This is a genomic window from Streptomyces sp. NBC_00122, assembly GCF_045160845.1.
In the GTDB taxonomy this organism is placed as follows: Bacteria; Actinomycetota; Actinomycetes; order Streptomycetales; family Streptomycetaceae; genus Streptomyces.
Genome location: NZ_CP108191.1, coordinates 7275877 through 7288096 on the forward strand (window position 1 = coordinate 7275877; position 12220 = coordinate 7288096).

The following is a 12220-nucleotide window of genomic DNA, read 5'->3' on the forward strand; positions in this document are numbered from 1 at the left end:
GGACGACCGCGCCGACCGTCTTCTCGATCTGGCGCTCGCGCGCCTGAAGAAGGCCGGACTCGTGCGCGAGCGCACCACGCAGCACACCGACTCCACTCACGTCCTGGCCGCAGCGTGCGACCTGACCCGGCTGGAACTGGTCACCGAGGCCGTCCGTGCCGTGCTGGAAGAAGTGGCCCGCACCGCTTCCCACCTGCTGACCGGCCTGGTCAACGAGGAATGGGGGCGCCGCTACAGCCGTCCGGTGCGTCCGGGCAAGAACCCCACCCGGCCCAAGACCCGGATCCTCGCCGCCGGCGACGACGCCTGCCGACTGCCGGAAGCGCCTCCACCAGTACGGACCGGGTTACCGGCCCGGCCCAGGCCGGCGAGCCAAGGTCGGTGTAGAGAAGGCACGAACTCCGCCGCCGGGACACCACCCGGGTCATCATCGGCGCGGTCACCGGGTCCCAGGCCCGATGATGGGGAGGTGATCACCATTCATCTGAAGTACGAGATCGATGTCGACAAGCTTGAGGACTTCGAGGAGTACGGGCGCCGTTGGGTCAGGCTGGTCAACAGGTTCGGCGGCACCCACCACGGCTACTTCCTGCCCAGCGAGGGCGACAGCGATATCGCCTACGCCCTCTTCTCCTTCCCCGGCTTCGCCGCCTATGAGCAGTACCGCACGGACAGCATGTCCGATCCGGAGTGCCAGGCGGCTTTCGATCTGGCGCGCGAAACCCGCTGCATCAAACGGTACGAGCGTCGCTTCCTGCGGCCGCTCGACACCCCCGGCCACTGAACATCCCGGCCGGTGCGCCGGTTCCGATGCCGGCTGGCCCGACCGCCACCCTGGCACCGAGCCCTGGTCGGGATGCCGCTGGGGGAGCGCACCGCATGCGTGCCGTGCGGCTGCGACGGCCCGCCCCCGGGGCTGGCCGTCGTGGTGCCCCGGGGCCACTACCTCTACGAGGCCATGTCGTTGTCCTTGCGGGGTGCGGCCGGGCATCCGCGGCACAGTGAGTCACGGAAGGTCGTGGGGAGTTGGTGGCGGGGTCGGGCGGGCGGAGTGTGCTGGTGACGGGGGCGACGGGAGGTTTCGGCCGGGTGATCGTGTTCCGTCTGGCGGGCGGGGGCTGGGACGTGATCGCCGGCGCACGCGACCAGGCCAAGGCCCGGGACCTCGTGGCGGAGGCCGGCGAGCGGGGCCTGGCCCTGCGGACCGTGCAACTGGACGTCGCCAGCGAGGAGTCCTGCCGCCAGGCGCTGCAGGAGTCGGCTGAGATGACCGGTGGCGGCCCGTGGGCCCTGGTAAACAACGCCGGCATCCCGCAGGCAGGCGCGGTCGCCGACGTGGACGACGAACAGGCCCGCCGGCTGCTGGAGGTGAATCTGCTGGGTCCGGCCCGGCTGTGCCGGCTCGTCCTGCCCGCCATGGCAGCCCGCGGCGGCGGCCGGATCGTGAACATCTCCTCGGGCCTGGGCCGGGTCCCCTGGCCCATGGGCGCCTGGTACAGCGCCGGCAAGCACGCCCTCTCCGCCCTCACCCACTGCCTGCGTGTAGAGGCCGCCCATCTCGGCATCCGCGTCAGCCTGGTCGAACCCGGCGCGTTCGCCACCCCGATGCTCAGCCGCGCCCTGACCGACCTTGACACCCTTCGCGACCCCGCGAACCCCGGATACGACACCACCACAAGCCTGTTCACCTCCGTGGACCGCCGCGTGCCCGGCCCCGAACCGGTGGCACGCACCGTCGAGACGTGCCTGACGGCACGCAGGCCGCGTCCCCGCTACGTCGTCGGCCGCGACGCACGCTTCCTGATCCCCCTCCACACGCTGCTGCCACTAGCCGTCACCGACCGTCTCAAGCACACGGTCACCGGCCTGCCCCGCACCCCAGCACCGCCCACACCACCAAAACCTGAACCTGTCGAAAGGCCCGGACACGTGAAGGAGTCGGCGTGAACCCCTACAGCCGCATCACCCACACCGCAGTCCACCTGCCCACCCGACGCCAACACGTCACCGAGATCGAACAACGCCTGCACCGCCACAGCCCCTCCCTCAAACTCCCCGCCGGCCTCCTGCGGCGCACCTTCGGCCTGCACGAACGCACCCTCGCCGATCCCGGTGACCTGCCCTCCGACCTCGCGGCCCGGGCCGCCACCCGTCTCCTGCACGCCGCCCGCCTCGGCCCGGCCGACATCGACCTGCTCCTCTTCGCGGCGGTCAGCGCCGACGTCCGCGAACCCGCCAACGCCCACATCGTCGCGGCGAAGACGGGCATGACCTGTCCTGCCTTCGACATCGGCAACGCCTGCAACGGCGTCATCAACGCCCTCCAGGTCGCCGACGCCCTCATCCGCACCGGCCAGCACCGCCGCGTCCTGATCACCTGTGGGGAAACCCTCACCCGCCTCTCCCGCTGGAACCTCACCCGCGACCAGCTGCGCACCGGACTCACCTCCCTGACCGGTGCCGACCTGGGCGCTGCCCTCCTGGTGGAGGCCTCACCGGTCCCGGGCATCACCGGATCGGTGTTCCTGGCCAACTCCCGAGGATGGCCCGCCGCTACCCTCTACGACCCCCACCACGCCCCCGACCACCCGCAGGGCCTCCACGTCGACTCCGACGCCCTGCTGGGATCCTTCATCGACCTCGACGCCCAGGGCGCACAGTGGCTCAAGGAACAGCACGTCGACGTCCGTGAACTCGATCTTGTCTGCGTCCACCAGCCGTCCGTGCCCTTCGTGGACACCTTCCGCGCCCGCATGGGCATTGACCCCGCGCAGGTCATCCCCACCTTCCCCCACATCGGGAACGCGGCCGCCGCGACCTTGCCCCTCCAGCTCGCGCACGCAGTGCGCCACCGCCGTCTGGCTCCCGGCGACACGGTCGCCCTCTTCGGCCTGGCCAGCGGAGCCAGCGGCGCCGTGATGCTCCTGCACTGGTGACCCCCGGGCCGCTGCAGCCTGTCCGCGGCGTCGAGGGCTGCGGCGCAGCCGGCGGCCAGCCCCGGTCATCGGGTGGGTAGACGATCACGCGCAGACCGCTCGGGCTCACCCGCACCCCCGCCGGGTGCCCGTCACTCCAGTACTCCGACCGCGGAGCGGCAGTGGATGCAGGCGGGCACGCTTTCGGCCAGCAGCCGCCGCATTGGTCCGCGCGAGCCGGGGCGCGCGCAAGGGGAGTCCCTGCTGTGCACCGGGTGCGGCCGTTGCCGATCCCGCGCTCGACCAGCCACGACGCGGGCGGCTCCTTCGGCTGCCGCTTGCTGGCGGCGAGGGCCGCGGTGACGGTCGTTTGCGCGGCTCAGCGACGGTGCGGTGAACGCTGGCCGCTGCGACAGGCGTCGCGCCATTCGCGTCTGGGGATCCCCGATGGTGATCCGCAAGGTTGCTGGGCTGTTGGCGGCCTGAGTGACGGTGACCTGGCCGCGAGCGTGTCCGACGGAGACCCGGGCGCCGGACACCGCACGCCGGAGCCGCCCCACGCGTTCGCAGCGCGGGCAAACGCACTCCGCACCCGCGTCCGCGAGCCCCCTCAGGGCCTGCGCGAAACGTGGCGCATCGGACACGTACTGACCGGGGTATCGAGATGAAGGACGGGTCGGAACCCTGGCCGTGGACCGAAATCCCGCCGAGTGTCACGACACGTCCCGCAAGAGGGTCACCCGCTCGTCGAGGTGAAGAAGGCCAGCAAAAGCATCGAGCAGGCCGAACCGGCGGCCAAGGCCACCGGCGCCGTCGACCTCATGAAAGCCCTGCGCGCCAACGTCGAGCGAGCGCAGCCCCAAGGACACCAGCCCAAGGACGACGGAGCCGGCCCCGAAAAGGAGCGGACGATGGATGGTCTGGAAGCCGCCCGCGCCCGCGGTCGGACCGGAGGGCAGAAGCCCAAGTTCGGGCCCCGACAGGTCCGGCTCGCTTGGGATATGTACGACTCCTGCGACTACACCGTCCAGCAGATCGCCGACGAGTTCGGCGTCACCCGCCCCACCGTCTACCGCCACCTCAGCAAGGTCCCCCGTCAACGGTGATCGAACCCGCCCGGGTCGGAGGAGACCCCCGGTTGCCGACCACTTGTTTATCAAACGGGTCGACCCGTAAAGTATGGGCATGAGTTCCTCTCCGCCCCCCAGGGGGCGTCCCAGGGATCCCCGGTCGCACGAGGCGATCGTCAGCGCGACCTCCGCTCTGGTGGCCGAGGTCGGCTACGCGGCGACCTCAATCGGGGCCGTGGCCGCCCGCGCCGGGGTCGGCAAGGACACCGTCTACCGGCGGTGGTCGGGGAAGGCGGAGCTGGTCTTCGAGGCTGTTTTCACGACCACCGACGATGCCCCGATCCCGGACACCGGCACGCTCACCGGGGACCTGGCCGTACTGCTCGAATCCCTGGTCGATGAGTACCGCACACCGGCCGGCACTGCGGCGCTGCCGGGGCTGCTCGCTGACTTCGCCGCCGATCCGGCCCTGAAGGCACGTATCCGTACGCACTTCCTGGCTCCGTCGAAGGACCGACTGGCGGTCATCTTCGACCGGGCCGCGCAGCGCGGCGAGATCGCGGCTGACACTCCGGTCAACCTGGTCCTGGACACATTGGCCGGAGCTGTGTTCTTCCATGTCGCACTGGTCGGGGAATCCCCGACGCCGCAGCTGGCCGGCCAACTGGCCGCGATGATCTCGCGCGGCATCGAGATCCGATGAACGCCCGCCACCCTCGCCCCGGAGGTTTCCGTGTCTGACGCCGCCATCACCACCCCAGCGTCCCCGGCCGGCCGCCGCTGGCCGCTGTGGACAGCCGCCGCTCTCGCCGCGGGAATCGCCGGGCTCCACCTGCTCGGCACCCCGGAGTTCGTCGATCCGCTGCTCGGAGCCGACCTCGACGCCTCCGTCGTCCAGCTCTTCCGCGTGCTGTGGCACGTGTGCTCACTGTTGCTCGCGGCCCTCGCGGTCGCCCTGACCTGGGCCGCACGCGCTGAGCGTACGGCCGCACGGCCGGTCCTGGCCTTCGCCTGGTTCATTGCCGCCGCATTCACCTGCGTGTTCTTCGCCGTCGATCTGGCAGCCTTCGGCGGCGCGGTGTTCACCCTGCCCCAGTGGACCCTGTTCGTGCCGCTGCTCGTGCTGATACCGCTCTCCCGCTGACCTGGCTGCTGGCGTATGCCACGGCGGCAACGGTCGCCGGGGCGTATCGGTCCAGCGCAACCTCGCAGGAGGTCGGGGAGGATCCGGTGGGTGGGAACTCGGGTCAGGCCGACGCCGTCGATCGGCTCCAGAACTTCGGCGGTGACCCAGGTCGCGTACTCCTTCGCCTCGATGTGGGGGCCGTCGGCGCACTGCCACATCGGGGCCCCGATCCGGTACATCCAGGGGCCCTCGCGGTCCTTGGCCCGCTCGTACAGCCGCACGGTCAGGCGCGCCCGTCCGGGAGAGTCATGTTGATCGACCAGTGCTCCACCCCGGCCCCCTCAGCAGTCGTGGCCACCGGCGTCAGGATGAGTGCGGGCAGGTCTCGGGCGCGTGCACCACGAACTTCCCGTCGCGGTACTCCACGACGAGCTCGGGCTCCCCGCCGGGCGTAGCGACGGCCTGGTGGTGCAGGTCGGAGCGCGCCCGGCCGTTGAGGGGCTCGCTCTGCCAATGGGGGTGGGAACCGATCAGGCAGGAGAGCCGGGTCAGCTCGCTCCGGAGCTCGGTCGTCTCCGTCTCCGGCCGCCGGACCAGGCGGTTGAAGGAACGAATCTCCTGCCGCTTGAGCTGGATCAGATCCTCCGGGAAACGGGTTTGCGCCATGGCTTGATTGAATCATCTGTTCGATTTTCGGAGCGAGCGCGGCGTGTGGCCACGTCGATTCGAATTGCGACTGGGCGTTCTGGTTGGCCATTGAGTGCGAGAGTTGGCCAGTTAAGCAACATATTGGCCGGATATGCGACCCTGGCCTCACATCAAACGCCCACGTAGGGATCATGTGTCATATTTCGGACACATCTCCCGGCGGAAGGCTTGTCATGAAGTTCGCGGTCATCGGCGGTACCGGGCTGATCGGGTCGCAGGTCGTCAAGAATCTGAACGCCGCCGGGCACGAGGCGGTTCCGCACGCGCAGTCCACCGGAATCGACGTCATCAGCGGCCAGGGACTGGGCGAGGCGGTGGCGGGGGCCGACGTCATGGTCAACCTGACGAACTCCCCGACCTTCGACGAAGCCTCCCTGGCCTTCTTCCAGACCTCGATGGACAACCTTCTGGCCGCGGGCCAGGAGGGCGGCGTCCGTCACTTCGTTATTCTCTCGATCGTCGGCGCGGACCAGGTGCCGGAGCTGGACTACTACCGGGCCAAGGTGCTCCAGGAGGACATCCTCACGGCCGGACCGATTCCCTACTCGATCGTCCGCGCGACGCAGTTCATGGAATTCATCGACGCGATCCTGTCCTGGACCGCCGACAGTGACACCGTCCGGCTGCCCGCCACGCCGATCCAGCCGATCGCCTCCAAGGACGTGGCCGACGCGGTGGCAGAAGTCGCTGCGGGCGCCCCGCTGGGGGGCATTCGCAGCATCGCCGGACCCGAGGTCTTCTCCCTGGACGAGTTGGGCCGGCTCACCCTGTCCCACAAGTCCGACAGCCGCACCGTCGTCACCGACCCCACCGCCGGCATGTTCGCCGCCGTCAAGGGTGACGTCCTCACCGACAAGGACGCCCACCTCGCCCCCACCCGCTACGCCGACTGGCTCTCCTGAACCGCTCGCGCCCTCGAGCTTCCAGTTCGGCCGGACGCGGACGATCCAGGTAGCCGACAGGTGCTCCATGTCCTGAGCCCTGTAGTTGGCCAAACTGGCTTCCCAATGGGGAAGCCAACCCCGACCCTCGTCCTGAGCACAGATCACGCGAGGCAGCCCGGTGCCTGTCCCATTCTGAGCTCTGGGCCCGCCCCACGCAGTGCGCTGGCCGGCGGCCCGGCCCACGTCTCCCTACGCTCGTACGAGCTCGCTAGTGATAGGTGATCGGGCCGTCCGCCGGGTCGTCGTAGTCGAGCAGGGCAGGGATGGCATGCACGTCGCCCCGGTCGTAGACGAATCCGCAGTCCGGGTCGGAGGCAGTGAACTGCTCGGCCATAGATCAAGCGTCGGCACCAGCACGAGAATGCGGCCCTTGGGCACAATCCGCTTTTGCCGATGCCGCCGCGATGATGGTCTTTCCCGTTCCGCACGCGGCGTGTACCTGCCCGTGCAGGCCATTGAAAGGAATGCCGCCCGGCGGGATATCGAGACCGCGCACAATGGCGGCATGATCAGCGGGGGTGGGTCCAAGCGGTGATCCGTGGTCGCTCAGCAGGCTCGGGCGGCGCTCTCAGTGAAGCTGCTGGGTGCCGACGCTGTCATGGACGAAGACGGACCGGGCGTCGGTGGAAGGGTAGCTCTCCTTCAGGGCGAAGGCCTGGGGCGTGCCGCCCGCCCGCGGGGGCGTCCGGGGCTTCGAAGTGCAGGACGTAGGTCTTGGAGGTGGCCGTCTCGCTCTCCAGCTGCAGCCAGCCCACGACGCCGGCAGCCGGAAAGGTACCGGTCGCGGTGATGGTGGTCTTCGTGGTGCCCTGCTGGAGGGTGAAGGCGGCCGTGCCGAGGTCCAGACGCTTGCGGGCGCCGTCCTTCCAGCGCTGGAAGAGCGTGATCCACTCCTCCGGCCATGGGCCGCCGGTCGCTGTGGGCGGCATGTCGCTCTGCAGCCGCGCCAGGACGGCGTCGGCATTCGCCACGACGTCGTTGTAGTCCCACAGATCGAATGCGAAGCCCATGTGGGCCTTGTCGGTGGCGCGGAACATCGGCCGGATGTGGAGCTCGAACACGGGAGTGCGCATGCTAGCCGTACACCTCCATCAGAACGCTGTTGAGTGTGATCTCGCCGATCAGCTCGGGTGGCTGCTGTGGCTCACCCTGCGGCGTGGGGGAGGCCATGTACTGGAGCGTCAGCAGGAGCGTGCGGTGACCACGGTCGTGTGGTCGTGCGGCTCCGTTCCGTGTCCCAGGTGGCCGTGGTCGTGCGTGTCCGTCCCGGGGTGGCTGTGGTCGTGTCCGGGGTGTCCGGTGCCTGCGCCGTGCGGGTGGGCCTGCCACATCGCCAGGTACCCGATGTCGAAGCGCTTTGAGAACTCCTCGTCGTCGCGCCGGTATGGGATGTCGACCGGTGGAAGAACGCCCGTAGCACATAGCTCCCCGTCAGGGGGATCTTCACCCCCTCCAGGCGCAGGCCCACGCGCCTGCCCTGTGCCGCGTGCGACGCCGCCGCAGCGACGCCGAACTGCACGTGTCCCTTCTCGCGCAGCTCCGTTACGAGCCCGGCGTCGGACACCGGAGTGAGCGGGACCGTCTCCAGGATCGGAGGCGGGAGGGGAGCGGGGTGGGCGGAGCGAGTACGTCGAACGCGGCGTTGAGCTGATCGGTGTACTCGTACTGGTAGCCCAGCGCCAGCGCGTCGGCGAAGTCCGCGACCTTGTGTTTGGGCTGCGTCAGGAAGCCGCGCAGCTTGCTCTGTGGAGAGGTGGGGGCGGGCATCGCGTGGCGCCGCTGCCATTCGGCCCAGAGCAGGTCGACGCCACCTTCGGTGAGGATGCCTGCCTATCAGTCTTGGCCTCGCCGGGGTAGAGGTCGGCGATCTGGACCTCGTTGATCCGGGCAGGTAGGCGACCGGGCAGCCCAAGTCCCGGGCCACTGTCAGGGGCAGGGCCCCGATCGAGGCCGGCTGGTCGACGACGACCAGTACGGTTCCGTGCTTGGCCCGCAACTTCGCGAAGAGCTCACGGAGTTTGGGCTCGGTGCTGGGCAGGAGTTTGCCGAACGCCCTTTTGCCCGCCGGTGTGACGGCGGGGGCATGGTGTTCGCCCTTGCCGACGTCCAGGCCGAGGTAGGCGTCGACGTCGCCGGTGTGGATCACATGCGTCCTCTGGTCGCGCTTTCGCCCGCCTCACCCACAGCCCCGATCTCCACTTCCGTACTACGAAAAGCCTCCGACCTGCGAACAAGCCGGTGCCAAGGTGGGTTCGTGGTCGCGGGCTTCGAGGCGGCCTGCCCCGATCGGGTGAACCGTCCGAGGGCTCGCCCGCACGTCGCTCGCCCAGCCTGCCGGACGGATAGCGTTTCATGCTGTCTGTATACGAATGAGGCAGGTGTGGGATGACCCAGGTCCTTGAGTATGAGAGCAACGCCATCGTCGAGCTGCTGGGCGTTCTCCCCGCGGACCGCGATGCGGAGTGGCTGAAGAACTCCCTTCAGCAGGCGATCATGGTGGAGATCGCGACCATCGGTCCGTACGCGAGTGCCCTGTGGTCGATCAAAGAATCGAACGCGGCGGTTGCCAAGAACATCCGGGAGATCATCTTCGATGAGATGACCCATATGGGACTGGTGTGCAACATGCTCACCACCATTGGAGGGACGCCGGTCCTCGCCGATCCCAAGGTGGTGCCGAAGTACGAGCACGCGCTGCCGGGGGGCGTGCGGCCCGAACTCATCGTCTTCCTGGAGGGGCTGACCAAGGACTCGGTCGAGATGTTCTCCGAGATCGAGCGCCCGGATCACCCGGTCGCCCAGTTCGGGACCTTCGCCACCATCGGGGCCTTCTACACCGCGATCGAAGAGGCGTTCGAGATGCACCAGCACCTGATCAGGGGCGACCGGCAGATCGACTTCTCCCTTGAGAGCCACGGCCAGGGCAACAAGATCGTTCCGCTCGACAGCATCGAGAAGGTGCGAGCCGCGATCGAGATCATCAAGGAGCAGGGCGAGGGCACCTCCGCCTCACCCGAGAACCCCTTCCCCGGCAAGCCCGGCGAGCTGGCCCACTTCTATGTGTTCCGGGAGATGTTCCGCGGCAAGAAGCTGATCAAGGTGTCGGAGAATCCGGCCGTCTGGGACTTCAAGGGCGACGATGTTCCGCTGCCCCCGGCCTTCCCCATGGGGCGGGTGCCCGAGGGCGGTTGGGCCAACGGCGGGCTGAACGCGCCCACGCCCGAGGTTCAGCAGGTGCTCGCAGCGTTCAACACACATTTCAGCGCAATGCTGCGGGCGCTGGAGACGGCCTGGCTGACGGGTGACTCGGACATGATGTTCCCGGCGATCGGCCACATGGGCGGGATGCGGACCGAGGCGCGGAAGCTCGTTCAGCTGGAGCTGCCTGACGGCAGCGGGAAGACCTACGGGCCGGAGTTCCTGTACGTCGAGGAGTGAGGGGTCGCTTTCTCCCAGTGCTTTATCGCGGAATCAGGTCTTTGGCCTGTGGTGTCGGATCGCGCCAGGTGATGGTGCTCGCCGGTGAGGCGGCGTGCCATCAGGCGGTCATGGCAACGTGGATCACGGCTTCGGAGCGGGCTGGACGGGTCTCGTAGTCGCGGGCCAGGCGGCGGTGGAGCATGAGCCAGCCGTAGGTCCGTTCGACTGCCCAGCGTTTCGGATCGGGGTGAAGCCCCAACACCTCGTCGCCACCTGGACCGGCACCTGCCCCACCTGCCGACAGGCCATCCCATGGCAGCCCTACGAAACCACCTAACAAAACACCACTAGGCGCCTGGAACCCGAGGTCGACGCTGATCTGAACTACCGTGCACGGTGGGCGGAACTCCGCGGCACCCGTGTGTGGCGGGCGCACCGTATCCGCACGCTTCGCTACTCGCGTCAGGCTCTGGCGCTCGCCGGGGAGGAAGGCTGCCGGCTGCGACCGCAGAAGGTGACCCGGACCCTTGCGGTGTACTGCATGGAGCGTTGGAAGCATCGTCAGCAGGTGTCCGACTCGTACGTCAATCTGATCGAGTGTAGGCAGCGGGCCCGCGAGCGGAATGGTCTGCGGCACGCGGTGAAGTACTGGAACGTGCGGCCCGTGGACCGCGACGAAGTCGATGCTGTCGAGGTGGCCGAGGACGCGGCGGTGGAGGTGCTGCTGCCATGGCTTGTGCGGCGCGCGGACTCCTGGGAGGTTTGGTGACCTCTCCTCTCAGACATGGGAAGACAGACCCCCGCCTGGGGGCGGGGATCTTCCCATGTTCAGGGTGCCGGGTGTACGTCAGGCCGGTTCGTACCAGTTGCACAGGTGGGTCCAGACCAGGAGCGGGTTCATGGCGTAGTCCCAGGACACGTCAGGGGCCCAGCCTTCGAGGTCCCAGGAGTTGCCTCCCTGGGGGCCGCCGCCGAGGTCTATGGAGTAGCGGGCGTGGCAGGCGAGCTGCTTGTACAGGGAGGATCCCTGTTCGGCGGTCAGCCACCGGTCCGGGTAGGGGGCCTGGGAGAACGACTGGTCCCACAGCCGGTCATAGCTGGTGTCGGCGTTGTCGAAGCCTTCGGCGGTGGGGATGACGGAGATGTCGACGTTCCCGCCTATCTGGCCGTCCTTGATGGCGCGGGCGATCTCGGTCCGCTTGACCCACTCGGTGTTCGTGACCGACGTGTAGCCGACGCACTCGCTCTTGCATACGGGGTGATTGGTGTCGCCCTGATCGAAGCCGGGCGACCACCACAGCACGGCGTTACGACCTGAGAACGACTGCATGATGCCCTTGGTCTCCGGTGTGGGGATCTCGTCCGACGTCGGATACCCGAAGTAGCCGCCTTCCCATCCGAACTGCCCCCACAGCTCCCCGACGCGGCCCCACACCGGGTGCGCGCCAGGGAGAGGGGGCCAGTAGAGGGTGCCGCCCTCGAACTGCTGGCGCTTGCCCGCTCCGTCGGCGTTGGTGAGTTCATCGCCGACCGGGTAGCCGAGCCGGGATTTCTCCCAGCCCATCGCCTCCCACTTACCGCGGATCGCGCCCCATACGGGGTGCGCGCCGCGTTCGGGGGTCCAGTAGATGGAGCCTCCGGCGAAGTGGTTGTACCGGCCGCGGCCGTCGGGGCTGATCTCCTCGTCGGTGGTGGGGCAGCCGAGCGGGCCGGTCTCGCTGCCGGTCTCGATGTACTTGGCGAGGATGTCGCCGCCGACCTGCCTGCCGCAGACGTCGGCGGCGGCGGCCGGCGAGGTCTGGACGGTGAGTGCGGCGAGCGACACGAACGCGACCAGGGTCGCCTTCAAGGTGGTAAGTCGGCGCCTTGGGCGCCGCGTTGGTGTGGGCTCGCGAGGACCCCTCTCTACGGTTCGTTGGATGTATGGATGATCGGCTGGCCGCCGTGTGACCTCAAGAGGACCCGTCTGGATCCTGGGCGGGGACGGCGAAGGGCCCCACCCGGCGCGTACTTACGGGTGGAGCCCTTCACTGTGAG

At 68.7% G+C, this 12220-nt stretch carries 14 protein-coding genes and 2 pseudogenes; 9 read left to right on the plus strand and 7 right to left on the minus strand.

Translation table 11 applies throughout. The features are described 5' to 3' along the window. The first annotated feature begins 469 nt into the window (after nt 1-469). The 6 genes from OG737_RS33325 (at nt 470) to OG737_RS33350 (ending at nt 5129) form a co-directional block, all read left to right on the plus strand. Nucleotides 470-784 (plus strand): NIPSNAP family protein, encoded by a 315-nt coding sequence (locus OG737_RS33325; protein ID WP_328930550.1) that lies wholly within the window; start codon nt 470-472, stop codon nt 782-784. A 275-nt stretch (nt 785-1059) separates the two neighbouring features. After that, nucleotides 1060-1947 (plus strand): SDR family oxidoreductase, encoded by an 888-nt coding sequence (locus OG737_RS33330; RefSeq protein WP_405922367.1) that lies wholly within the window; start codon nt 1060-1062, stop codon nt 1945-1947. Beyond that, entirely contained in the window at nt 1944-2936 is a 993-nt protein-coding gene (locus OG737_RS33335; protein WP_405922368.1) for a 3-oxoacyl-ACP synthase III family protein, read from the plus strand. The genes OG737_RS33330 and OG737_RS33335 overlap by 4 nt, the downstream gene beginning before the upstream one ends. Nucleotides 2937-3625: 689 nt before the next feature. Then, entirely contained in the window at nt 3626-4021 is a 396-nt protein-coding gene (locus OG737_RS33340) for a helix-turn-helix domain-containing protein (RefSeq protein WP_405922369.1), read from the plus strand. Nucleotides 4022-4100: 79 nt separating this feature from the next. After that, the gene (locus OG737_RS33345) at nt 4101-4688 is read left to right on the plus strand and encodes a TetR/AcrR family transcriptional regulator (protein ID WP_328929931.1); all 588 of its coding nucleotides are present in this window, start codon (nt 4101-4103) and stop codon (nt 4686-4688) included. A 30-nt stretch (nt 4689-4718) separates the two neighbouring features. Next, nucleotides 4719-5129 carry a hypothetical protein gene (locus OG737_RS33350; RefSeq protein ID WP_328929932.1) on the plus strand — a complete coding sequence of 137 codons (411 nt, stop codon included), beginning with the start codon at nt 4719-4721 and terminating at the stop codon, nt 5127-5129. A gap of 345 nt (nt 5130-5474) precedes the next feature. Here OG737_RS33350 and OG737_RS33355 read toward each other — a convergent pair whose 3' ends face one another. Next, nucleotides 5475-5777 (minus strand): hypothetical protein, encoded by a 303-nt coding sequence (locus OG737_RS33355; RefSeq protein WP_328929933.1) that lies wholly within the window; start codon nt 5775-5777, stop codon nt 5475-5477. 215 nt (nt 5778-5992) lie between these two features. Between OG737_RS33355 and OG737_RS33360 the strand changes: the two genes are divergently transcribed. Next, complete coding sequence (locus OG737_RS33360) at nt 5993-6721, plus strand: NAD(P)H-binding protein (protein ID WP_328929934.1); 729 nt, start codon at nt 5993-5995, stop codon at nt 6719-6721. 250 nt (nt 6722-6971) lie between these two features. Here the strand turns inward: OG737_RS33360 and OG737_RS33365 are convergent, their stop codons facing one another. The 4 genes and pseudogenes from OG737_RS33365 to OG737_RS33380 form a co-directional block, all read right to left on the minus strand. After that, nucleotides 6972-7097: a hypothetical protein gene (locus OG737_RS33365; protein WP_328929935.1), complete on the minus strand. Its 126-nt coding sequence runs from the start codon at nt 7095-7097 to the stop codon at nt 6972-6974. Between the two features lie 262 nt (nt 7098-7359). After that, nucleotides 7360-7836, minus strand: coding sequence for a hypothetical protein (locus OG737_RS33370; protein WP_328929936.1), 477 nt, complete (start codon nt 7834-7836; stop codon nt 7360-7362). Between the two features lie 469 nt (nt 7837-8305). Beyond that, the gene (locus OG737_RS33375; RefSeq protein ID WP_328930571.1) at nt 8306-8530 is read right to left on the minus strand and encodes a hypothetical protein; all 225 of its coding nucleotides are present in this window, start codon (nt 8528-8530) and stop codon (nt 8306-8308) included. A gap of 65 nt (nt 8531-8595) precedes the next feature. Beyond that, nucleotides 8596-8909, minus strand: a pseudogene (locus OG737_RS33380) (transposase); the annotation flags it as partial. A 239-nt stretch (nt 8910-9148) separates the two neighbouring features. Between OG737_RS33380 and OG737_RS33385 the strand changes: the two are divergent. Further along, on the plus strand, nt 9149-10201 hold the full coding sequence (locus OG737_RS33385) for a ferritin-like protein (RefSeq protein WP_328929938.1): 1053 nt from the start codon (nt 9149-9151) through the stop codon (nt 10199-10201). 22 nt (nt 10202-10223) lie between these two features. On the opposite strand, the pseudogene OG737_RS33390 reads toward OG737_RS33385, so the two are convergent. Next, nucleotides 10224-10424, minus strand: a pseudogene (locus OG737_RS33390) (transposase); the annotation flags it as partial. A gap of 327 nt (nt 10425-10751) precedes the next feature. Here OG737_RS33390 and OG737_RS33395 point away from each other — a divergent pair. Next, a complete protein-coding gene (locus OG737_RS33395) occupies nt 10752-10952 on the plus strand; it encodes a hypothetical protein (protein ID WP_328929939.1) in 201 nt (66 codons plus the stop codon). Between the two features lie 78 nt (nt 10953-11030). Here OG737_RS33395 and OG737_RS33400 read toward each other — a convergent pair whose 3' ends face one another. Then, a complete protein-coding gene (locus OG737_RS33400; protein WP_405922370.1) occupies nt 11031-12032 on the minus strand; it encodes an LGFP repeat-containing protein in 1002 nt (333 codons plus the stop codon). Nucleotides 12033-12220 lie beyond the last annotated feature (188 nt).